Below are 23,166 nucleotides of genomic sequence, written 5' to 3'. Positions count from 1 at the left end.
AAGCATTTCCGCTTTTCTTCGAATCGCGAAAACGCTTTAGGCTCTTGTTTCTTTGCGCATTCCGGACGGAAAAACGCTACGCACTTTTCCTGGAAATGCTCTAACTTGCTAATTTGCCCGGCGGAGCGATGCGCCGCTGCGGCAACGGATGGGGCTCGGCGCGAAGGACACGCTCCTTGCGGCCGAACTGATGCCTGACAACCTGATAGAAGAATAGCGGTATACCCAGCATGTAACGCCGCCAGAGCCTATTCGGCTCCAATACCAGACGGAACAACCACTCGCTGCGCATCGCACGCACAAGCCTTGGTGCCCGCGGCACCGTCTCGGAAACGAAATCGAACAAGGCGCCTACGGTCAGGACGAGGCGCGCATGCTGCGGGCCGACATGTTCTGCGACCCATTTTTCCTGCAGCGGCGTGCCCATGCCGACGATCAGAATATCGATCTTCTGGCGGCCGATTTCCGCGGTCACTGCATTGCTCCGCGCCGGATCGAAAAAACCGTCCGATACGACGACAAACTGGTGCCACGGGGCATGCTGGCGAAATCTCTCCGCTGCCTTTTCGACGACGGAGCGCTTGCCGCCCAGAAGGCCGATCCGTCTCGGCCGCTCCATGAATGTCAGCAGCGCGGGCACGAAATCCGTACCGTTCAAATTGGCAGGGAAAGGTTCGCCATGAGCAACGCGTGAAGCGATGTCGAGGCCAACGCCATCAGGAAGGACCAGATTGCGCTCAAGGACATTGCGGTAGCTGTCATCGCGCAGCATGACAAGCATGTTGTGAGCATTGACGAAGGAGATCGAGGTCTGTCCGACCGGCAGGGAAGCAAGCTCGTTGACGAAAGTCAGCGCGTCATCCCAGCCGAGATCGCACACCGGCAGATCGAAGATCATGCGGCGTGACGCGACGACGGCAAAATCGGCTACCTGGTTCAATCCAACACCCTCCTGCCCGACATCGCCAATGCGCATGATGCCGGTACGCATAAAGCTCATGCCCCTCACCGTTCATCGGTGCGGCGACTGGGAGGCATGGCTTGGAGGTGTTTATAGCAAGACAAATCCAACTTTCCGTTAGGAAGGAAGGTTGGATTTGCTGAAAGCCATCAGGGATCTGTTAAGCATATCGGCAAAACGTAAGACATCGCTTACATTATTATACCAACCGGCATCTTGCAACCGGAGCGATATTACTCGACCGGCACTTTGTCCTTGGCCGCATCCTGCACGATCTTGACAGGCTTGACCGTTCTCTTGCCGACGCTTTCCCCACCATGGGTTTCTTCCTTGGAAAGGTAGTCGAGCTGTTCGATCAGCACGTCGGCGACATAGTCCCCACCGAGTCGCTCATTCATCCGCTTCTTCAGATCGCTGCGGAAGGCGGCAACATCGAAATTCTGCGTATGGGCGATATCGATCATCTTGTTGCCGACCAACAGCGAAAAAAGTTCGTCTGTCGTCAGCTCCGGCAGAGGTACCTGAAATGTATTCGCCTTGCCCTTTTCCATCATGAAGGAAATGCGCGTCAGGAAATAGCCGGTCACCTGGCCGTTGGCGATGACGGGAACGTTGATCGACTCGCCCTTGACGAGCTCCTGCTGCGCCTTCTTGGCATCGTCAGGACTGATCGCGGGCGCCGTCGCCACTTGCACCGAAAAATAGACCGAGGCCAATGTTACGGCGCAGACCCACAGGCCGGTGATAACGAGCTTGATCATCCGGCCTCACGGACGCGGAATTGCTCCTGCGAATAGGTGCCGTCCGCATCGGCATTCTGCACGGCATTCTTCAGAATTTCGGCGACGGCGCGCACGGCCTCAAGATGAGCCTCGACGCGGCGGGCATTCAGAACCAGCTTTTTCTTCAGATCATGCAGCTGCTCGATATGGGTAGCGGCGAGATCGGCCGGATCGGTATCGCGAAACAGCATCGACAATTCGTAAAGGCAGCGGCTCTTGTGCGCATTCGATACCTTGAGGTCGAATTCCGGGTCGGTACCGATCCGGTTGTTCTCATTGTCGATAATCATCTCCAGGCGGCCAAGGACAGACTTGATCCGATAGTCCTGCGACATCATTTCCATGTTTGTTACCTCGCTCATGCTTTCTGGGACGTCAACGAATTCTGGTTGGTGATGCCGGTGTTGCCGTCGTTGTCGGCATCGGCAGCGGCCAGCGTCTTGCGCTGAAAATCGGTGATCGCGCTGAGCGCCATCTTCTTGTCGTTCTCATCGGTCGCGGTGTGGATAGCGCCGGTATTGCGCATCTTGTCGACCTGTTCCTTGTACATTTTTTCAGCGATGCCCACGCCGCCATTCTTGGAGATCGTGTCGCCCAGCTGCTCGGCCATCATACCCTTCCAGATCTCGCCGGCAGAGCCCTTGCCGTACAGCGTCTCGCTGCTCGGCAACATGTTCTTCACGAAGTTCTGCAGCACCATGGACTCGAACTTGCGATAGGCCTGCGGGACCTTGGTCCCGGCCACATGTGTATTGGCATTGGCGAGGCCCGCCTGGGTGGCGGCGCTGTTCATCGCATCCACAGTCGCGCCGAAGCCATTGCCGTTTTCGGCCAGGCTGGTGGCGGCGAAAGCGGCTCGATTGGCGGCAAGCTTGGCCTGCGCGACCTCGACATCAGCGGGATTGGCCGCCTTGACGACATCGAGGACCAAATCACTCGGAGGCGAAATAGCCACGTCACGTCTCCTTCTGCTCTCGCATACCCTGAAAATGCGCGGCTCAGCGCTCATCCCGGGGCATGTCGAATCAAACTGTCAGAGCAGATCGGCAACCCAACGCTGCGAATCCTGCTCCATGATCGCGATGATTATTATTTTTGAACCTTGCTGGAGGCTGGCGTTGCGCCGGCGAAGTGCTGATCGATGATATCGTAGACGGCATTGTCGTCCGATTCTCGCAATTCGAGCTCGCGGGCATCCTTCATGTGCTCTTCCAGCCTGTCGGCCTTGGTGCGCTCCTGCTGGACCTTCATCTGAATGAGCGTCTGGATGCTTTCCAGCTGCTGGTCACGGATCATCAGGCGGCCGTAGCGTTCGGCGTAGTGGATCGAGAATGCCATATGCACGGGGTCGACCGAGCCGATGGCAACCATGACGCGCTCCATCGCCTCCGTCACTTCCGAGCGCTGCCGGGTCGTGTCGGCAAGCTCGTTTTCCGCCATCCATTCCAGATGGCGCTGTACCGCGATCAGGCGCTTCAGTTTTTCGGACCGGGTTTTCTCCGCCATCGTCTACCTACCCGCCGGCTGTTTTCGCCAGCTCTGCTCGAATCGGGCTTCGTCATCTGTCCACCTGCGGGCTAATGCCCGTTAAAGACGGTGAGGAACGCACTGGAAAACTGACTGACCAGGGCCGCGATGCTGAGATAGAGCATGAACAGCCCTCCCATCAGCAGATACGGCGTGGAAATAAAATAGATCGGGATCTGCGGCGCCAGCTTGTTGATGAAGCCGATCGAAATCTGGAACATCAAGCCGTAGAGCACGAAGGGACTTGCCAGCCGCAGCATGATGAAGAACGTCGTCTCCAGCGTATCCGTAATCGAGATCAGCGCGGCGCGCGGTTCGATATGCCCGCCGAAGGGAATGAGCGAATAGGAATCGACCAGCGCCTGCAGGACATAATGGTGAAAGTCCATTATGAAGAGAATCATCAGCCCGCAAAAGCTGATGAGGCTGGTGAGCGACGTTTCGTTCGATTCCTCGATGATATCGGCGCCGCCGGGCGCATTGAAGCCGATCATCATCGATATGACCGTGCCGGTGAATTGCAGGCCCAGCGTATAGATCCTGGCCATCATCCCATACATCAATCCGATGACGGTTTCAGTGAAGATAAGGCCGATATAGGTCGCATCGCCCTTCGACACCTGCGGGTAGATCGTGTTCCAGAGCAACGGCAGGATCGCCATCGTCAGGGCGGCGGAAAGCAGCAGCCTGAATTGCGTGGGAACACGGCCGGAGGAAAATCCCGGGAGGACCATCATGCAGCCGCCGATGCGGCAGAAGGCGACGAACAGCGCCAGAATGGTCCCCTGGGGGTCGGTTATCATGAAATCGAACCTAGAATCTTGATCTCGATCCCCTTGGCCAATTCCACATGCGACAGGACCGGAAGGGTCGCGAACAGGCGTTCGATGATCATGCGCACATAGGAGCGTGTTTCCGGCGACGTGACAAGAACGAAGGGCATGCCCCTGTCCATGTATTCACGGATAACTTTGCCCGCCTGCTCGCTGAACTCTTCCAGGCTGCGCGGATCGATATCGAATTCGACGATTTCGCCCTTCTGGTCGCGCTTCAGTGCCTGATGGAAGATGAGGTCCCATTTGCTGCCGAGTCTGAGGACACGCAGCACGCCGTTGTCGGCCAGATCGCCACAGAGTTGCTGTGCCATGCGCACGCGCACGTGCTCGACGATCTGCTCGGTCTTGCGGACGTGCGGTGCGAGTTCGGCAACCGCTTCGAGAATGAGATGCAGGTTGCGGATGGAAACGCGCTCGGCAAGCAGCAGCTTCAGCACCGCCTGCAAGCCGGAATATGACATGTGCGACGAGCAGATTTCATCGGCCAGCTTCTTGTATTCCGGATCGAGGCGCTCAATCAGGATCTTCACGTCCTTATAGGACAGCAGTGCCGGCAAGTTGTTGCGGATGACTTCGCTCATGTGGGTGAGCACAACCGAGACGTTATCGATCGGCTGGAACCCTTCACGCTTCAGATCCTCGGTGAAGGCTTCGAGTACGGAAACGGCCGGCATGCCAAAAGCGGGTTCGCGAATCTCGTCGCCCGGTACGGTCGGCTTGCGGCCGGAACCGGTGACGACAAGCACTTCGCCGACGCGCAGCACGTTGGAAGCGATCGTCGTGCCATGGATGCGGATCTGATACGACTTGTCGGCAATCGCCATGTCGTCGATTACCTTGATTTCCGGCACGACGAAGCCGTATTGCGTCGCAAATTTCTTGCGCATCTTGCCGACGCGGAAGGCGAGCTCCTGGTGCGCGCCGAGCAAGCGGGTGGAGACGATCTTGCCGAGAGCCAGTTCGATCTCGGCGGTCTTCAGAACCGACTTGACCGAATCCTTTTCCATTTCCTTCGTCTGCATCACCTTCTGCTCTTCGGCATCGCGGCGAAGCTTGTTCTCGGCTTCGATCTGGCGCGGAATGAACCAGGCGCCGGCGGCCATGAGGCTGCCAAGGACGAGGAAGGGAAAGAGCGGCATGCCCGGCATGATGGCCAGGATGCCCATGAGGACCGCCGAGACGGCGAGCGCGCGGGGATAGCCGCTCAACTGATTGACGACGGCCTGGTCGGTGGAGCCGGATGTGCCGCCGCGCGAAACGAGAAGGCCAGCAGCGAGAGAGACGATGAGCGCCGGCATCTGCGACACCAGACCGTCGCCGACGGAGAGCTTCACAAAGACGTCCGCGGCCTGGCCGATCGGCATGCCGTGACGGAAATAGCCGATGATGATGCCGCCGAAGACATTGATACAGGTGATCAGAAGGCCGGCAACCGCGTCACCGCGCACGAACTTCGAGGCACCGTCCATCGCGCCGAAGAAGGAGCTTTCCTCTTCCAGCTCGCGGCGGCGGCGCTGCGCTTCCTTCTCGTCGATCAGGCCGGCTGAAAGGTCGGCGTCGATCGCCATCTGCTTGCCGGGGATGGCGTCCAGGGTGAAGCGGGCGCCGACTTCGGCGATACGCGTCGCACCCTTGGTGATGACGATGAAGTTAATGGTAATGAGGATCAGGAAGACGATCAGACCGATGACGAAGTCACCCGACATCACCAGGCTGGAGAAACCGGCGATGACGCCGCCGGCCGCATCGTGCCCTTCATAACCGTGCGAAAGGATGACGCGGGTCGTGGCGATATTCAGCGCCAGACGCGTCATTGTGGCGATCAGCAAAATCGTCGGGAAGGACGAGAATTCCAGCGGCTTCTTGATCCAGAGCGCAACCATGAGGATCAGCACGGAGAAAGCGATCGAGAAAGCCAGCCCAAGGTCAATCAGAAATGGCGGGATCGGCAGGAACAGCACGCACAGGATGACCATGATACCGAGGGCGAACCCGATATCGCGAATGCTGGGATTGGCTTTGGGAAGTGCTATTGCGGGTGGTTGTGCCATCGACCGGTTCCGTCTCTTCATGAGAGGTGGCAAACGGCTGAGCCGCCTGCCCTATTGGAACCGACCTCTAAAGGTCGAAGCTTGCGCGAGCATGGCCGTTGCCATCGATGAGCGCGATCCGGAGGCCGAAATGGCCTTCAGATTTATCTTAGAAACCCGATTGGATGCGGGAGAAGACGAGATTGGTGAAGATCGAAATCTGTGCGCCGACGAACGGCGCCGAGATGCCGATCGTGACCATGACGGCGACGATCTTCGGCACGAAGGTCAATGTCGCCTCCTGCACCTGGGTCAGCGCCTGGATCAGGGCGATCACCAAACCGACGACCATGGCGGCGATAACAGCCGGTCCGGAAGCCACAAGCACCGTCCAGATTGCCGCCTGGAAGATATCCAATGCATCGGCTTCATTCATGGCATGTCCACTCCCGGTTCAGCGGCACATCATGTGCCGCTGGTCGAATCCGTGCTCGACGAATCGCTGCTGGTGCTACTATCGCTCGACGTGGTCGGCTGATCAATGGTCGTGCCCGCCGGAGCGATCGTTACGCCCGCCTGGATCAGAATCTTGTCGCCGGCATCGGTCTGGGCGATGATACCGTCCGTGTAGACGGTCACTTCCTTGATCGTGCCTGTCGTCTTACCATCGGCGCTCATGATCTGCTTGCCGATATAGTCGGATGCCTGCGAGATCCATTGGTTCTGCAACACCGTTTCCAGATGCGAGTTCGTCTGGATCTGCTGCTCGACCTGGGAGAAGCTCGCCAGCTGCGAAATCTGCTGGCTGGCGTCCATCGGTGACGTCGGGTCCTGGTTCTGCATCTGCGCGATGAGAAGCTGCAGGAAGTCGTTATAATTCAGGCTGGCGCTCGCCGATGCGGCAGCCGCGCTCGAAGAGCTTGAAGTACTGCTGGTGCTGGTGCTGCTGGTGACGGTGTCTACCGCTGCCATGGAGCAATCTCCCGACGGATGTGCTCGATCGTCGCCGCCGGCATTTCCTGGTTGTTCAGAATATTGTCTTCGACCGGGTAGAGGCCACGGATCGCCTTCAGCGCATCGAAGGCACGGCCGGTGGCGACAAGGCCGTCAATGCGCTTCAGCTCGGCCAGCACTTCCTCATTGTGGAAGCACGACAGCAGCATGACGATCGACTTGCGGAACATAGCCGTCGACTGTTCCTTGCCTTCCGGATTGATGAGAATCATCTGCGCGATGAAATAGAGCTGACGCAAGGGCGTCGTCGCGTCCTCGGGCTGGAGCACGTGGTTCTCGAGCAGGAATGTCACATCATTCAGGAATTCCAGAGCAACCTTGCGATCGACGCGCAGGACGGCTCCGTTGATAAAGATCTTTTCCCCGGCTTTAAGCGATATGCGAAGCGTACTTTTCATTTAAGTCCATCCCTGATGATGGTGGTGACATCGATGATGCCTTGATAGTTTTCCGACTGGCGCCGCCTGATCCGTTCGCATTCCTTCAATATCCAGATGGCGATCGAAATCAGATTGGCGCGCAGTTCGACGTTGAGCTGGTTCTCCGGGCTTTTGAGGTCCTCGACAAAGCTTACCCATAGGCGTCGCGTATAGAAGAGAGCCTCGATCGCTTCACGGCCGTATTTCCCCGCATCACGGGCCGCAGAGAGAAGAGCTACCGACCGGTCCAGAACTTGTCGTTCTCGTTCCTTGGCGTCGGCCACTGCATCCTGCATGACTTCCGCATATGAGAACTGATACATTCATGCATCCTTCCTGGTCATTACTTCCCTTTGATCATCAAAGGTAATTTACAAGGCTTAACTGCTGGATCTTGGAAACAATCGTGTAAGCCGTTTCGAGCTGTGTTTGGAGACTATTGACCTTGGTCGACGCCTCATAAGGGTCGACTCCGGTCAAGTCGCCGATACTGGTGTTGAGAATGGTCTTCTGAGAGTTCAGCGTCGTATTCGCATCCGACAGCCGTGATTGCGAGAGACCAAGCTGGCTTGCCTGGCTGTTCAACCCGTCGATCGACTGGCGCGTATAGCTGATAGCCTGCTGCGTGACAGTATTCACCGCGCTTTGATTGAGACCGGGTGGCGTGCCCATCAGTGCGTTGGTCACACTGGTCGCCAGTGCCAGATACCGCATACCGGATGAATTCGAGTTCGTCGAGGTTTCGATGACCTCCGAATTATTGATGCGGCTCGTCATGTTCTGATCAGACGCACTCGACCAGCTCGACCAGCTGCTATCGGAGGTGAACATCGGCTCGACAGTATTGGTGATGAAATCCGTTATCTGATCCGCGGATATGGTATCTGCGGTTACAGGCGGCGACTGATTTGCCATGTAGGTCGTCAATTGCGACTGAATATCCGCGTTCGTTGCCGAGGAATTGTCCGTCATCGGCTGGACATCGGTATTGGTTCCGGCAAAGAGATACTCGCCATTCACCATCGTATTGGCCGATGCGATGACACTCGACAGGGTCGATGTCGCGGTCTGCTGCGCCAGGGCGACGCTGCTGCCATCGGTGTTGCCACTTAGCGCCACGAGCTGGTCCATCAGGTTCTGCGCCTGCGTGCCCATGCCGGTCAAGGCGGTCTGCGAAGTCGTCATGCGCTGGTTCGCAACGGAGTTGCTGCTGAGAATGGAATCGATGCGAGACACGTCCCGCGTCAGATTTACATTCAGCGACGTGCTGCTGCCGAGCGCGACCCCGATGTCGGCATAGACGCCCGTGGTCGCCTCCGTCGAAGCGCTCGTCATCTCATTCTGCGCCTGACGAATCGTCTGGCGCATGGCGTTCTGAATGGCCGTGCTCGAAATGAAAGAAAGTTTCATGGCTTAGCTCGCAATATCCAATACCGCTTGAAGCATTTCATTGACTGCGTTCAATATCTTCGTTCCAGCCTTGTAAGACTGTTCGATATCCATCATCAGCGTCAACTCTTCGTCGAGATTGACGCCCGTCGCGTTCGAATAGGCGCTCGAGGAGCGCGAAAGAGCAGCAGAGGTATTTTCCCCTGCGGTCGTTGCCGTGCTGCGCTGACCTTCGAGCCAACCGACGGAGCTCGCCGAATAATCCATGAGCGTGGCACTGGTGTCGGAGCCGGCCGTAGGATCGAACGCCATTTTCGTATTCATGCCGGTGATGTAGGCATCAAGCTGGGTGGAATATCCACTGTCGCCGCTGGTATTCTTGGTATAACCGGTTTCGCCGGTAGTACTATCGTTGTTAATACCACCATCACGCAGCAGTGTTGGATCACCACCTTGGGACGTGATTAATTTCGAATTAACGGTTATCGAACCGGCCAAACCCGTAACCGCGGTGGCATCGGTCGGAACACTGCCGCCGGTCCAGGTAAACAGACCGGGCAGGGTCGGCTTTGAGGAATCGCTATTCGTTTCCGCGAAAACCGTAACCAGCCCTCGAGCCATTTCATCGAGCTGCTTCTGATAGGTCGGCGCAACATCATCACGAATCTGAAGTGCTGCCTGAAGCGTGCCCTGTGCCGTCGTATTCGCACCCTGACCCGAGGTCAGCGCAACGCCATCAATGTAAACGCCGTTGCCTGTCGTGTCTGCCGTATAGGTCGTCGTCGGCTGAAACGTCACCGTGCGCGGAATGGTCTCGAACAGGGTCGTCCCGCTCGTGGTGTAGAGCGCCATGTCGTTGTTGCCGCGCGTCACGGTTGTCACGCCGACAATCTTCGAAATCTGATTCAGGATCGAATCGCGCTGATCCATCGCGTCGGCAAGGGCGCTCGACGTCGGGCCAGCGGTGGTCGTTGCCGATTTCACCGCGTCGTTGGCGGTCTGGAACTGCTTCAGCAGACTGTTTAGCGTGTCGACGTCGGAGCTGATCTGCTTGTCGGCGTCGGTACGGGCGCTCTGCACTGCCGTCGTGGCGTTGTTGAGCGATGTGGCCAGGCTCTGAGCAGCATTGATCGCAGATTGCGCCGCCGTAGCATTGGACGGCGATCCCGAATAATTCTGCATCGCATCTTGGAATGCCGACAGATAGGTCGCCGGCGCGATCTCGTTGTCGTTGCCGCCAAGCGTGGCCGACTGAAGATTGGTATAGGCGTTCAACAGCAGCTGCTGTGCCGCATCCGACGACGCCGAGCTGAGATAGGTTTTCTGCAGCGCCGGTTCGCTGCTGCGGGCAATCTGCACCACCTGAGCGCCAGCCATGTTGGTCGTTACGACCGCCTGACGACGCGAATAATTCGTGTTGTTGGCGTTGGCGATATTGTTCGACACGACGCTGCTCTGCGTGCCGGTATTGTTGAATATTGCCTGCGCGTTATTGAGAGCTGTTGTGAGCGACATGACTGACTCGATACCCTATTCGTTTTAGCGCGGCAGATTGGCCGAAGGCGCGCCGGAAGTGTCGGAATAGCCTGTCAGAACAAGGCCGGCGAAATAGACCAGATTGTCATTGGCAGCGGATGGACGATCGCCGGAGCGAACCGGCAACACCCTTCCGCAAGCATGCTGCAAGACGCGAGCACCGTCGCCAAAAGCGACGCCGAGGCGAGCCGCCGGTGCATCCGCTTCCGCAAGTACGGTCTTCATGCTGCCGAAATTCCTCATCTGGAATCCTCGTTATCCTTCATACGACTGAGAGTAGGTGGTGGGCCTTGCGTGAAGCTGTCTGAGAGGACGAAAAACCGATCATCGCGAAAAGCGTCGTCAAGAGCACTATCAAGCGGCCCTACCGCCAGCTGCTGCGTGTCGAAATGGTAAGGGGCAACGTACCTTTCGGCGCCATATCGATCCGGCAGCCAAAAAGGAACAGGCCCGAGAATCAAATGATTCTCGGGCCTGTTCATGAGTTTATTACCGGGGATGCACGACCGGGAGCATCAGCTCCAATCGATGCAGTAACCGAGGAAGCGCTTGGAATCGACCGGGTCGAAGCCGAGCTTCTTGCGCAGCTTCTTGCGCAACTTGGAAATATGGCTTTCAACCACGTTCTCTTCGACTTCCTCGTCGAAGATGCCGTAGATGGCGTTGAAGATCTGCGTCTTCGTCACACGGCGACCGCGATTGGAGATCAAATATTCGAGGATGCGGCGCTCGCGGCGCGGCAAGGCAAATACGGAACCGTTGATTTCCGGATCACGGCCATCCGCGAAGACGCGAATGGGGCCGATATCGGTATAGTTGCTGATCGCCTTCAACCGGCGGCGGATCGCCGCGGCCCTGGCAAGGATTTCGCGAGGATGCACCGGCTTGCGCACGACATCGTCGACGCCACAATCGAAAAGTGCAAGCGTGGCTTCCAGCGAGGGCTGGTCGCTCACCGCGATGACAGGTGCTGCCGTCCGGTCGCGAATAGCCCTTGGGAGCTCATGCACCTGCTGGCCCTGTCCGATCAGAAAGGCTTCCACAGCGGCAATATCGCCCTCTGCCGCCGTCGTGACCCATTCGCCGAATTCACGCGGATCAAATCCCGTCGAAGGGATGCCCTCGCGTCCAAACAGTGATGTATATCCGTCCTTAACGAGCTCTCGCTCATCAACCACTACGATCATTCGTCCGCCTCCGAATCAGTGTGGTGTTTCGATGACCTATGGGTACGAATCGGGCGAATCACGAACAACTGTCGGAAATGAGTGGCAGAAATTAATAATTGATTAACTATACGGGTGCGATTTGCACTAGATGTAGTAGGTAGTCAGCGTTTTACACCGATAAAAAAGTTGTTAGCGGGCGTATTATTAACATGCGCATTTTAGGCAAATCCACGGCAGTCAACTGCTTCGATTGGGTTAGCGGCGGCTAACCGGAAGCGATGCACAACTTATGGGTGTCTAATCCCGACAGAACGTCGCCGCATTGGGCGTCCATTTTCCGTAGCCGGTGGCGACCAGATTGGCGATCACGCGGCAGACATAGACCTTCTGGGCGGGGTCGTTGTTCGGTCCGGCGTGGTATCTAGCTACCGCCATCGTCCAGGTCTCATGCCTGTCATGCAGATTGCGGAGAAATTTTGCGGCATACTCGACATTACTGCGCGGGTCGAACATGGCGGTGACGGATGTAAAGTTTTCGCCATGGAAATACTGATTGATCTGCATACAGCCGACATCGATAAGCTTTGCCCCATTCTGCCGCGCCGCGGCGAATATCTGCAGGGCGGCGTCCTCCGATGGCGGAAAGATCGGACGCCCCTCGACATTGAGAGCGTAGGGATAGAGCGATCCCTTGCGCCCCGTCTCTGTCAGACCGACCGAATAAAGGATCCCTTCCGGTATGCCGTATTTTGCGGCGGCAGACTGGATTTCGCGTTCGCAAAGGCCCGCGGCACCATTGTCAGGCGGCGCCGCATTGCCCGATGCATGCGCCTCAGAGGTAAACCGCCCCAGAGCGAGAACGCTGCATGCCACCAGCAGCGCCGTCCTCAACACCGCGCTCACCCGAACTGCGATTGCCATCGTTTCCATTTGCCTGCTGCCCTGAATAGTTCTGGCCTCTGGAGCGTGCGTCGCCCCCCTGTCCCTGGTTCAACAGGGACTGCTGCTGTGGCTGGTTCGATCCGGAATTGCGACCGCTATCCGACTGCTGGTCGGCATTGGACGCCAGGGAGACGGTGATATTGTCGACCTGATAGCCTTGCGCGCGCAACGCATCGACCATGTGGCTTTGATCGGCGTGAAGCTGCCTGTAGGCTTCGCTCGTCTGAACCTTCAGGTCGACGCTCAACTGGTCGCCGGAGAGCCGCATGGTTGCCGTCACGTCGCCGAGATTGTCGGGGCTCAGCTGGATCTTCAGCGTGTTGACGACCTTGCCGGTGCTCGTCAGGTTCGCGGCATTGGAAAGCGCCGAACCCGGCTGCATCGCCGCCGACCATTCGCGATCACCGGCCATGGTTCCGGCAACGAGCGCCGAGTTGGAAGCAAGCCCCAGGTAACGGCGCGAATCGAGCACGGTGACCGCGACCGCATCGCCGCCGGCTGCAGCACCGACCTTGACATCGGCAACGTCATCGCTGCCCTTGCTGATCGACAGGTCGAGCGCGCTGCCTCGGCCGTCCGCCCGCGTCAGACGGAATGTTTGCGCGGCATCCGTTCCCTTGGCATCATCCGGCAACGTCAAGGCAGTGTCCGAAGCATCATCAGCGAGTGCTGCTTGGCCTGATGGCAATGACTGGACCTTCGAATCGTCTGCCGTCTTGCCGGTCTGCGTCGTGCTGACTTGGGTCGTGCTAACCTGCGCCGCAACAACGGGCTGCGCAACGTTCAGCAGCGACAAGGCATCGGAAATCGTATTGGTCGGCTGGCTGTCTTGTGTCGATGCAGACTTACCATCGTCCGTGGACTGGACATTCTTTCCATCCTTCACGGCGGGCGTTTTACCGTCGCCCTTGACCGGCGCCGTCTGACCATCGGTCGTCGCGACATCGGCCAATTGCTGCGCGATCTCGGCCAGCTGATCGAGTGCCGTCGGCTGCGCCGGCACCTTGCCGGCATCGGTCGTCGGCGTGGTCGGATCGGCGGCTGCGGCCGGCTGATCAGCATCAACGGGGGTCGCATCGCCTTCGGCAGCGGCCGAAGCTGCTTTCTGCAGCTCTATCAGCGATTTCGAGAGCGATGCGGCGCCGGCGGTCTGAGAGGCTTTCGCGCCCTTGGCAAGGCCGGCGGGGTTGGCCAGATTGGCTCCGGACGTATCGATCATTCCAGCTCCGGCATTGGCGCTTTCATCAATGGTGAGGGTTATCGACGCAAGATTATTCGCTGCCGTCTTCACCGTGCCCGTGTCCTCATCCGCATCGTCACTGGATGTCGTGTTCGCATTCGTCGTCACGTCGGTTCCGGTATTCGAACCGGCGGATTTGCGTCCATTGCCGAGCGAACTGGTCAGCGCATCGATAAAACCCTTGCCATCATCCTGCTTTGTGGAGCGAGCGCCCTTGGCAACAGCAAGAATATCCGCCCCTGATGAGGCGCCAGACACACCGATGTCGTTCATATCTAATGACTTTCCTGCTTCAACAGGCCGTCGATGGCATCCAGCTTCGAGCGGCTCGTCGTGACGAATGCGTTGAACGAAGAGTCGGCCTCCTGCCGCCCTCCTTCCGGGGCGGGAGCCGCGTTTGCCGGGGCTCCCTGCTCAACACCCGCCGTGCCGGGAGATTGGCCTCCCGCTTGATTCGTCACAGCAGCATCGTGTTCAGTCTTCTGTTGGTTGGGCAGGTTAGGAACATTGCCTTGCCCGAGGCTTGCAGCGTCGGGCGTGCGCAATATCTCCTGCGCCACCGCCTTTGCGGCGTCGCGCAGAGCCCGGTCGCGCGCATTCAGTTCACCCGCCGGCATCTGGTTCACATCGTTGATCGCCGACTTCAATTCAGGCGTGGATATGCCTGCCACGCCGCCATAGAAGTTCGCCAGCGCGCCAAAGGCATCGCTGCCGTCATTGGAGATCGCCTGAGCGCGGTTGGCTGCCAGCGCGGCGAGATCGGCTTTGCCGGCGATTGCGGCGCGGCGTGCCATCCGCAGATAGATCTCCCGCTGTCTCGGCGGGTCCATGAAGGACAGGATGTCGATGATGTCCTGCTGCTTGACATCGGAATCGTGATCCACCACCAGCTGCACGAAAAGATCGGCAAACTGACTGGCGTAGGGCGAATGCAGGAAGCGCCTGGTATAGCGCCGCGCATAGTCGAGCCCTTGCTGCACCATGCCCGCATCGGCGCATAGAGCCAGGGAACGACGCAGCGCCGATTCCTCGACGATCGTACCGGGCGCCATCAGCCGCGCCCAGTCGTAAAGCGGCAAGGCCGCCTTGGCGTTCTTGCCCGACATCACATTGCCGGCAACCAGCGAGAGATAGGGACCGATCGGCTTGTCGCGATATTCCTTGGAGATATCGACAAGCGTGTTGACGACGAGCAGACCCTTGCCGTTCAGATATTTCCTGAGAACATCTGCAACGCGATTGTCGAAATTGCCATTGACGTCGCGCGACATCAGATATTCGAGCGTTTCGGGATTGCCGCCGCTCATGGCGTAGATCAAGGCCGCATCAACATTGCGGTTGTCCTCGAAGACTGATTTATCCGCATTGCGCAAGCGCTCGTCTATGGTGGCGAGCAGAAAGCGCTGCATCTCTCCGGCGGAACTGTCACCCGCGACAACGGAATCCTGGACGAATTCGAGCGAGCGCAGCATCTTGTAGAGCGGCAGACTGTCCTGCCCCTCGGCGCTTGCAACCCCCGGCATCAACATGCCGAGGGTAAGCGTGAGCGCAAGGTGATGACGATGCTGTTTGCGCGCCATGGACTATCCCTGCTTGCCTTGGGACTTGCCCTTGCTTGAAGCGGGCTTCGCGGGAGCTTGCGTTCCTGAAGCCGCGGGGTCCGTCGCCGCCTGGTTCGAGGGGTTAGCGATCAGGATCTCGATACGGCGGTTGGCATCGTTGAAAGGATCGTCGGGCAGCTTCAGACGCCGGTCCGCAAAACCGGAAACTTGAACTATCCGCTTTTCGTCCAGCCCGCCGCTCGTCAGCATGTAATAGGCACTCTGGGCGCGATCGAGCGACAGACGCCAATTGTCGTTGCGGCCGCCGACCATATAGGGGCGCCCGTCGGTATGACCGCGGATCAGGATCGATCCCTTCTGTTCCGCCAGGATCTTTCCGATCTTTTCCATCGCCAGCACCATTTCGCGCCGGGGAACCGCCGAACCGATATTGAACATGGGATCGTTGGTCTGATCAGAGATGGTGACAAGCACACCGCCTTCCGCGGCGCTAACCTGCAGCCCCTCGGCCAACTGACCGGCAACGCCCTTGATCTCGGCCTGGATCGCCTGCTGCAGATCCTTGGCTTCCTGCTGCTGTGCCTTGGTCGGTTGAACATCCTTGTTCTGGGGCAAAGCGGCATTGTCCTCAGGTGCGGAGGCATCGCTCTGCGCCATGGCCTTGGCAACCTGTTGAGCCTGCGTCTGCTTGTCCTGCTGTTTGCCGGTCGCCTGCTGCTCGCTCACCGTCGGCTGCTGTTCAGGCATCTGCGGCTGATCGGCCGGCTGGCCGGCATCGGCCGCCGTTGCCTTCGACAAGGCGATGACTTCGCCCTTGGGCGATTGATCCGACTTGGCGGACTGTTCCTCGTTCGCCTTCTTCGAGGCGCTCGAAACCTGCACCTGCTTGGTCCAGAAATCCGGATCGAATGGATCGCGATAGGCCTGACCACCATCCGCACCGGTCGCCGGACCCGATTGGGCCGCTCCACCGTCGCCCTTGGCGCTGACATTGGCCTGCTGACCGACTTCCTGTGCGATCTCGGCCAGGACCGAATAAGGATTCTCGAAGAAATCCGCTTCGGAATAGTTCGTCTGGTCGCCCGAGGTCGAGGTCAGGTCTTCGCCGGTCTTGGCCGACTTGCCGTCGTTCGGCTTATCCTGAGCCTTATCCGACTTCTGCTGGTTCTTTTCGCCTTGCGCCTGATCGACGGGCTTCTTGAGGCCCTTTTCCGTCGGCTTCTCGTCGGCGAGCTTGATAGGATTGAAATAGGAGGCGACCGAGGCCTTCGTCTCCTCGTTGGCGGCGTTCACCAGCCACATGACAAGGAAGAAGGCCATCATGGCCGTCATGAAGTCGGCATAGGCGATTTTCCACGCGCCGCCATGGCCGCCTTCGTGATCGCCGCCGCCGTGGCGCTTGACGATGATGATCTCGTGCTTGCCGTGATTTTGATCGCCGTCGCTCATTTCAGGATCTCTTTCAAGCTAGCGGCCCAGGCGGACATGCGGGTGACGAGAACGCTCTCGCCGATCGTGACGGTGAGATCGACATCCTGAGCCTCGACGTGGCGCAACAACGCGCCGTCATCGCCGAGATGGCTGTAGAGAACCTCGAAGAGATGGTGCGGACCACTGACCGAGATCGGCCCGACGCTGCCATCGAGGATCGCAGCCCTGACCAGCTCGGCAAGATCGGCGACGGCCTTAGCCGTCAGCGTCTCGGTCATGATCGGCGCAAGAATGGCGGCAGCTTCCGTGCTGATCGCCTGCCCGAGCATCGTGGCAATGCGCGTCATATCGGCAGCGATCTTTTCCGCCGCCTGCTCTTCGTAGCGTATCCGCAGCGCATCCATTTCTGCCCGAAACGACTGGGCCATGCCGTCGATCTCGGCCTGATGCTTTAGTGTCAGTTCCTGGGTCGCTGCCTCATGCCCTTCCGCATAGGCGACGCGGCGCTCGGCCTCGACATCAACGGGCGGCTCGAGCGGGCTTTCGGGAAACTCGACCGGTTCCGCAAAGGCCATATCCTCGACATGAGGCGGCGGAACCTGTTCGGCGCTGAAATCCTTGAGATATCGGGACAAAGTCAAGCTCACGCGCGCATCTCCCCATTCGCGTCGCAGAGACGCTGCAAGTCGATGCCGACAGCCGGCCGATCCATTCCCATTCTCAAAACGTCGATCATCACGCTTCCGGTTTCCGTCCTCAGGCAGCACCTTCCGGGACCAATGTCACCGGCACATTGCGCAGCCAAGCCACTGCGAAGGACCGTAGGCAGTCAAACTTGTGCGAGGATGAATGCAATGCGGTATTGCCGACCGGACGGTGCCGCCCGGCAATCATTTCGATTGGAGAATAATCAACACCTTGCTCGCCATGCTATTGGCGATCGACAAAGCCTGCACGCCCATCTGCTGCGCCGTCTGCAGGGCGCTCTGCCGCGCAGAGGCCTCTTCCATATTCGTGTCGACGAGATCGCCGACGCTGCTCTTGATGGCATCGCTGAGCTTGGAAATGTAATCCGATTGATCGTCGATATTCGACTTCATCAGACCCAATGTCGAATCCGCTGATGTTGCCGATTTCAGGAGCGAGTTGGTGACATTGATCATGTCGGTCAGTTCGTCATCGGTCGTGCTGCTCGATAACGCGATCTCGGTTCCACCCGTCGGCGTCGTGCCGCCGGTGGCGGAGAGGAGGTAATAGTTGCGAGGCGTGCTGCTGCCGCTGCTCGAAGTATCGAATGTGCTTGCATCGACATTCTTCGTCAACAAACCGCGCTCGGGTTTGACTGTATCGACCATCAAGGTCTGCGAGCTGTCATAGCCGATCGTCGTGAAGCTGATCTGGCCGCCCGTTCCACGCGTGAAGTTGCTGATCACCGACTGCTGCGTGGAGGGCTGCTGCTCCGTATTATAGAGCCAGTTCTCGCCGGAAAAGGATGCCGACTGGGTGACGGACTGCAGCTGATTCTTGAGCTGTTGAATGTCAGAATTGACGGCAGTCTTGTCGGTGCCTGGCTCCTTTGCCGAAACCAGCTTGGACTGGATCTGGGTCAGCAGACTGACGACCGTATCCATGGCGGTGGATGCGGTATCGACCTTGGAGGCGCCGAGGCCTAGCGCATCCGTAATCGTGGAAAGGCTGCTCTGGTCCGAGCGCATGGTGGTCGCCATCGACCAATAGGTGGGATCGTCGCTCGCCGTCTGGATGCTGTAACCGGACGAGACCTGCTGCTGCACGACATCGAGATCTTTGTTGATACCGCGCAACACGGTCAGCGCCGCCGACGTGGTAGGATTCGTCGTCACATTGCTCATCTGAAAATCCGTAGTTCCATTGGGACTGGCAAGCCGGACCGATCCGGCAGCAACGATTGGCCTCATGCCCACCAGCGGGAGATATCCCAGCGCGGCCCGTCGCTAGAGCGCAGTCCGGCAATCGCTTGGAAGGAGAACGAAGGCCGAATCTGCGCAGAGACTGCAAATCAATTAGCGACAACGTTAACAAAAGCTTATACGCGGCGACAAGAGGGAAATGCCGCCGCGCCATTTCAACGCAAGCTCCAGTCAAGGCTCACTTGAAGAGAGCAAGAACATTCTGCGCGCTGGTGTTGGCAATCTGCAGCGACTGGATGGCCAGCTGCTGCTGGGTCTGCAGCGCCGAGAGCCTGCTTGATTCTTCTTCCATATCCGCGTCGACGAGCTTGCCGACACCGGAATCGATGGTATCGCGCAGGGTGGAGACGAAGCTCGTCTGCAGATCGATGCGGGTGGAGAGAGAGCCGAGCTGCGAAGCCGTGCTGTTCATGGCGTTGAGGGCGCCCTGCACCAGGTTCATCGCCAAACCGATATCGCCGCTCGTCATGTTGGTGATATCGAGGCTGAAGACGGAATAGTCGTTGCCGCTGATGGTCTGCTTGCTGCCGAGAATGCCCGAGCTCGTGTCGATCGTTCCGCTGCTGTTCGCGCCGAACAGGACGTTGCCCTGCGAGCCGGTATCGAAGGCATAGCTGGTGCTGTTGACGGAAACCGTACCGTCATTGTTGCGCACGAAGGAGGAGACGACGGAGGCAGAGGCGCCACTGGCCGCATACATCCAGTTCTGCCCGGAGAAGGAAGCGGATTGCGCAATGCTCTCCAGCTGCTGTTGCAGCTGCGTGACTTCTTCCTGGACGTCAGCCTTCGACACGCTGTTTTCCGTTGCCGCGACGAGTTTGTCCTTGATCTGCTGAACGACGGTGATGGCATTGTCCATCGCCGTATAGGCCGTGTCGACTTTGGCCGCACCCAGGCCCAATGCGTCCGAGACGGCTGAAAGCGCACTATTATCGGAGCGCATGGTGGTCGCGATCGACCAATAGGCGGCATTGTCGGCTGCCTTGGCCACTTTGTAGCCCGAGGAAACGCGGCTCTGCGTATCCTGCAGGTTCGTGTTGATGGAGCGCAGGGTCTGGAGGGCGGACATCGCCGCGTCGTTAGTGAGGATGCTGGTCATCGAAAAGTGCCCCTTATGGCTGAATTTGGAAGGGACATTCCGGTCTGCGGCCGGGAACGGCAATCAGCCTCATGCTTGTTAACCGCCTCTTAGGAGAGGTTAACCAACCGTTGCGCTAGCTGCAACTGACAGGAATAGGGTTAATAAAAGATTAATGCCGACCACAAAAGTTAACGGAATCATCCTTTCCGTTAAAAGACCATCAGGCGCCGCGCCATCGTTCTACACCACCCTTAGCTGAATCCGAGAGGGATCAATCCGCACAGCGTGCGCCGACGTGCCACTTTCCGCCCGGATATCATCCGTTCGACGGGCAGCAAGAGACCGCAAGTCAGCCTCGCGCCACCTTCGGCGTCGTAGATAGCAGCTATCCGTCCAATGTCGGACGAAGACGGCCGTCATCCCCAGCGGCGTTCCGGCGATGGTGTCGGCAGCGGCGGCCATATGCGAGGTTGAGATGTTCAGTTTGCAGGACGCCGGACGGGCGGCGGTTGATCGCCAAGAGCGAACAAGCCTCGACCCCGACGACTGGCAGGCTCTGCGCAGGCAGGGTCACCAGATGCTCGACGACATGTTCGATCATCTCCAGACGCTCGGAACGAAACCCGTCTGGCAACATGCCCCCTCCTCCATCCGCGCCCTGTTCGATGTACCATTGCCGGTCGAATCCAGCGACCTGGCCGAAGTCCACGCCATCTTTCGGGAAAATATCCTCCCCTATGGCAGCGGCAACATTCATCCCGGTTTCATGGGCTGGGTCCAGGGCGGCGGCACCGTTACCGGCATGCTGGCCGAAATGCTCGCCGGCGGGCTGAATGCCAATCTCGGCGGGCGCGACCATATGCCGATCGAAGTCGAGCGCCAGATCATCCGCTGGACGCGCGAGATCTTCTCCTTTCCGGAAACGGCCGGCGGCATTTTCCTCACCGGCGCATCGCAAGCCAATTTCGTCGCGTTACAGATCGCCAGATGCCGGAAGCTCGGCCGCGATGTGCGTGCAACCGGTCTGTCCGACGAATCCCGGCTCGTCGCCTATGCCTCGAACGAGGTTCATGGCTGTGTTCCCCGCGCTTTCGAAATGTCCGGTATCGGCAGCGATCAGCTCCGGCGCATAGCCGTCAATAACCTTGGTCAGATCGATATCGGCGCGCTGGAACAGGCGATCCTTCGCGACAGGCGGGAAGGTCTTGTGCCGTTCCTCGTCATCGGCAGTGCGGGAACGGTCAATACCGGCGCCGTCGACGACCTCGCCGGTTTGCGGCATATCGCCGACACTTACGATCTTCATTTTCACGTCGACGGCGCGCTGGGTGCCCTCGGCGTATTGAGCTCTGACCTCGCGCATCTGTTTGCGGGGATCGACAGCTGCGATTCGCTCGCTTTCGATTTCCACAAATGGGGTCAAGTGCCCTATGATGCCGGTTTCCTGCTCGTGCGGGACAGCGAATGGCAGCGGCAGACCTTTGCTTCGGATGCCGCCTATCTCAGCCGTGCAGCCACCGGGCTTGCCGGCGGAGACTGGTGGCCCTGCGACTACGGCCCGGATCTGTCGCGCGGCTTCAGGGCGCTGAAGACCTGGTTCACGCTGAAAACCTACGGCGTCAAAGCTCTGGGAGACGCGATGAGCGCCAACTGCAGGCTGGCCCGCAGGCTGGCCGAGCGCATCGAACAGGAACCTCATCTGACATTGCTCGCACCGGTCGCGCTCAATATCGTCTGCTTCGCCTATGTCGGCGCGGACGGAACGATACCTGCGTCCATCAATTCCCAAATCGTCGAGCGGCTGCATGCCGAAGGCCGCGTCGCTCCATCCCTGACCCATCTGAACGGGCAGCCGGCAATCCGCGCCGCGATCGTGAACCACCGCACGCGTCAGGCGGATATCGACCAGCTCGTTCATAGCGTTTTGACGATCGGCTCCCGACAGGATCTCCCCCAATGCTGATGACCAAAGCCCCAACCATCGATCCAGCGCTCCCCAATACACTGGACGCTTCGCGAATTCTCGGCATGCAGAGAATCGTCTCGCTCGTCTATGCCGGCCGCGACGTGACGCCGCTATGGAACGAGCTCATGCAACGCGTGACGGCGGATTCGACCGATGCAGCCGCATTCATGGACCTGGCGATCATCCTGCAAACACTCGGCCGCACCGAAGAGGCACGCCAGATCCTGAAGAACGCCGTGCAGCTGCGGCGTGACTTCCGCGTGGTCCACGGCAACGGAACCGGACCGCGCCTTTTGGCCTTCGTCACCGAGGGTGATTTCATGGCCAATACGCCGCTAGATTTTCTGCTGGCGGGCAGCGATTGCGTGCTATGGCTGCGCTATGTCGACCTGCAAACCTCCGCACTCGTCGGTCTGCCGGATCATGACGTCGCCTTCATGGCGATCGGAGAGTCGACCGAAAACGCTCCGCTGCTCGCTCACATGCAGGGGCTGCTTGCCGGGTTCGACGGTCTGGTGATGAACCGCAATCCGGAACTGATCGCGAGGCTGACGCGCGACGGGGTGAGCGGAATGCTGGCGGGCGAACCGTCGATCCTCTCGCCCACCACCCATCGCGTATCGCGCGACGATCTCGCAGCCGTCGGCGCTGGCGCCAAGCAGCTGCAAGACTGCGCCCCGGGCCTTACCTTCCCGCTGGTCGTGCGCCCGCTCAGCACACATGCCGGTAATGGAATGGAGCGCATCTCCGATCCGGCCGAACTGGCAGCCTTTCTCGCGACACAGCCGGCACCAGAGCTATACGTGGCACCCTTCATCGATTTCCGTGGGGCGGACGGCTACTACAACAAGCAGCGCGTCGTATTCATCGACGGCAAGGCCTTTGCCAGCCATATGGCGCTCTCTGATCACTGGATCGTGCACTATCTGAGCGCCGGCATGGGCCAGAGTGCGGAAAAGCGGGCGGTCGAGCAAGCGTGGATGGAGGATTTCGATCGCGACTTCGCCGTTCGCCACAAAGAGAGTTTTGCAGCGCTCTGCCGTCATATCAAGCTCGACTATTTCGGCATCGACTGCGCGGAACTTCCTGACGGTCGCCTGCTGGTATTCGAGCTCGATGTGGCAATGGTGGTCCACAATATGGATGACCCCATTGTCTATCCCTACAAGCAGGTTGCCATGCGCAAGCTGTTCGATGGCTTCGTCGATGCTGTCAGGCGAAAGGCTGATGTTGCGCTTTAGGCCGTAACTGCGCGGTGCCGAAACGAAAACCGCGCCCTCCGGAGAAGGCGCGGCAAGATCGTTTTCCTGTATGACCAGCCAACGCGTGGCC

General features: G+C 58.9%; 24 protein-coding genes. 2 read left to right on the top strand and 22 right to left on the bottom strand.

All coding sequences use genetic code 11. The features are described from left to right. Window positions 1-100: 100 nt before the first annotated feature. The 22 genes from ABOK31_RS01295 to ABOK31_RS01190 form a co-directional block, all read right to left on the bottom strand. On the bottom strand, window positions 101-940 hold the full coding sequence (locus ABOK31_RS01295) for a WecB/TagA/CpsF family glycosyltransferase (protein WP_349959048.1): 840 nt from the start codon (window positions 938-940) through the stop codon (window positions 101-103). 254 nt (window positions 941-1,194) lie between these two features. Then, the gene (locus ABOK31_RS01290; protein WP_174175269.1) at window positions 1,195-1,722 is read right to left on the bottom strand and encodes a hypothetical protein; all 528 of its coding nucleotides are present in this window, start codon (window positions 1,720-1,722) and stop codon (window positions 1,195-1,197) included. After that, entirely contained in the window at window positions 1,719-2,087 is a 369-nt protein-coding gene (locus ABOK31_RS01285; protein WP_075855144.1) for a hypothetical protein, read from the bottom strand. Before ABOK31_RS01285 ends, ABOK31_RS01290 begins: the two co-directional genes overlap by 4 nt. 14 nt (window positions 2,088-2,101) lie before the next feature. Then, entirely contained in the window at window positions 2,102-2,698 is a 597-nt protein-coding gene (locus tag ABOK31_RS01280; protein ID WP_174175270.1) for a rod-binding protein, read from the bottom strand. Between the two features lie 134 nt (window positions 2,699-2,832). Next, complete coding sequence (locus ABOK31_RS01275; RefSeq protein WP_349957472.1) at window positions 2,833-3,249, bottom strand: hypothetical protein; 417 nt, start codon at window positions 3,247-3,249, stop codon at window positions 2,833-2,835. A 71-nt stretch (window positions 3,250-3,320) separates the two neighbouring features. Beyond that, entirely contained in the window at window positions 3,321-4,073 is a 753-nt protein-coding gene (fliR, locus tag ABOK31_RS01270; protein ID WP_174175275.1) for a flagellar biosynthetic protein FliR, read from the bottom strand. Beyond that, window positions 4,070-6,157: a flagellar biosynthesis protein FlhA gene (flhA, locus tag ABOK31_RS01265; RefSeq protein WP_349957470.1), complete on the bottom strand. Its 2,088-nt coding sequence runs from the start codon at window positions 6,155-6,157 to the stop codon at window positions 4,070-4,072. The genes fliR and flhA overlap by 4 nt, the downstream gene beginning before the upstream one ends. Before the next feature lie 148 nt (window positions 6,158-6,305). After that, entirely contained in the window at window positions 6,306-6,572 is a 267-nt protein-coding gene (gene fliQ / locus ABOK31_RS01260; RefSeq protein ID WP_015338826.1) for a flagellar biosynthesis protein FliQ, read from the bottom strand. Window positions 6,573-6,601: 29 nt separating this feature from the next. After that, window positions 6,602-7,108: a flagellar hook assembly protein FlgD gene (gene flgD / locus ABOK31_RS01255; protein WP_349957469.1), complete on the bottom strand. Its 507-nt coding sequence runs from the start codon at window positions 7,106-7,108 to the stop codon at window positions 6,602-6,604. Then, window positions 7,096-7,548, bottom strand: coding sequence for a flagellar biosynthesis repressor FlbT (flbT, locus tag ABOK31_RS01250; RefSeq protein WP_095433964.1), 453 nt, complete (start codon window positions 7,546-7,548; stop codon window positions 7,096-7,098). The genes flgD and flbT overlap by 13 nt, the downstream gene beginning before the upstream one ends. Next, window positions 7,545-7,892 (bottom strand): flagellar biosynthesis regulator FlaF, encoded by a 348-nt coding sequence (flaF, locus tag ABOK31_RS01245; RefSeq protein WP_075855158.1) that lies wholly within the window; start codon window positions 7,890-7,892, stop codon window positions 7,545-7,547. Before flaF ends, flbT begins: the two co-directional genes overlap by 4 nt. Window positions 7,893-7,929: 37 nt before the next feature. Next, window positions 7,930-8,979 (bottom strand): flagellar hook-associated family protein, encoded by a 1,050-nt coding sequence (locus tag ABOK31_RS01240; protein ID WP_349957468.1) that lies wholly within the window; start codon window positions 8,977-8,979, stop codon window positions 7,930-7,932. A gap of 3 nt (window positions 8,980-8,982) precedes the next feature. Beyond that, a complete protein-coding gene (flgK, locus tag ABOK31_RS01235) occupies window positions 8,983-10,473 on the bottom strand; it encodes a flagellar hook-associated protein FlgK (protein ID WP_349957467.1) in 1,491 nt (496 codons plus the stop codon). Window positions 10,474-10,497: 24 nt separating this feature from the next. Further along, window positions 10,498-10,719 carry a hypothetical protein gene (locus ABOK31_RS01230; protein ID WP_174175285.1) on the bottom strand — a complete coding sequence of 74 codons (222 nt, stop codon included), beginning with the start codon at window positions 10,717-10,719 and terminating at the stop codon, window positions 10,498-10,500. A gap of 290 nt (window positions 10,720-11,009) precedes the next feature. Beyond that, complete coding sequence (locus tag ABOK31_RS01225; RefSeq protein ID WP_174175287.1) at window positions 11,010-11,681, bottom strand: winged helix-turn-helix domain-containing protein; 672 nt, start codon at window positions 11,679-11,681, stop codon at window positions 11,010-11,012. Between the two features lie 279 nt (window positions 11,682-11,960). Then, on the bottom strand, window positions 11,961-12,554 hold the full coding sequence (locus ABOK31_RS01220) for a lytic transglycosylase domain-containing protein (protein WP_174176067.1): 594 nt from the start codon (window positions 12,552-12,554) through the stop codon (window positions 11,961-11,963). Next, window positions 12,496-14,118: a flagellar hook-length control protein FliK gene (locus tag ABOK31_RS01215; RefSeq protein ID WP_349957466.1), complete on the bottom strand. Its 1,623-nt coding sequence runs from the start codon at window positions 14,116-14,118 to the stop codon at window positions 12,496-12,498. Before ABOK31_RS01215 ends, ABOK31_RS01220 begins: the two co-directional genes overlap by 59 nt. A 2-nt stretch (window positions 14,119-14,120) precedes the next feature. Further along, window positions 14,121-15,425 carry a chemotaxis protein MotC gene (gene motC, locus ABOK31_RS01210; RefSeq protein WP_174175291.1) on the bottom strand — a complete coding sequence of 435 codons (1,305 nt, stop codon included), beginning with the start codon at window positions 15,423-15,425 and terminating at the stop codon, window positions 14,121-14,123. Between the two features lie 3 nt (window positions 15,426-15,428). Then, complete coding sequence (locus ABOK31_RS01205) at window positions 15,429-16,856, bottom strand: MotB family protein (protein WP_349957465.1); 1,428 nt, start codon at window positions 16,854-16,856, stop codon at window positions 15,429-15,431. Next, a complete protein-coding gene (locus tag ABOK31_RS01200) occupies window positions 16,853-17,485 on the bottom strand; it encodes a hypothetical protein (RefSeq protein ID WP_174175295.1) in 633 nt (210 codons plus the stop codon). Before ABOK31_RS01200 ends, ABOK31_RS01205 begins: the two co-directional genes overlap by 4 nt. 243 nt (window positions 17,486-17,728) lie before the next feature. Further along, window positions 17,729-18,709: a flagellin gene (locus ABOK31_RS01195; protein ID WP_174175296.1), complete on the bottom strand. Its 981-nt coding sequence runs from the start codon at window positions 18,707-18,709 to the stop codon at window positions 17,729-17,731. 256 nt (window positions 18,710-18,965) lie between these two features. Then, window positions 18,966-19,886 (bottom strand): flagellin, encoded by a 921-nt coding sequence (locus ABOK31_RS01190; RefSeq protein ID WP_174175298.1) that lies wholly within the window; start codon window positions 19,884-19,886, stop codon window positions 18,966-18,968. Window positions 19,887-20,343: 457 nt separating this feature from the next. Between ABOK31_RS01190 and ABOK31_RS01185 the strand changes: the two genes are divergently transcribed. Continuing rightward, entirely contained in the window at window positions 20,344-21,831 is a 1,488-nt protein-coding gene (locus tag ABOK31_RS01185; protein WP_174175300.1) for a pyridoxal-dependent decarboxylase, read from the top strand. After that, the gene (locus ABOK31_RS01180; RefSeq protein ID WP_174175302.1) at window positions 21,825-23,075 is read left to right on the top strand and encodes a tetratricopeptide repeat-containing protein; all 1,251 of its coding nucleotides are present in this window, start codon (window positions 21,825-21,827) and stop codon (window positions 23,073-23,075) included. Before ABOK31_RS01185 ends, ABOK31_RS01180 begins: the two co-directional genes overlap by 7 nt. Window positions 23,076-23,166: the final 91 nt, after the last annotated feature.

Source organism: Rhizobium sp. ZPR4, assembly GCF_040215725.1.
GTDB classification, from domain to species: Bacteria; Pseudomonadota; Alphaproteobacteria; order Rhizobiales; family Rhizobiaceae; genus Rhizobium; species Rhizobium rhizogenes_D.
Note: the sequence above shows the minus strand (reverse complement) of the source record. Positions and strands in the feature narration are given on the sequence as shown.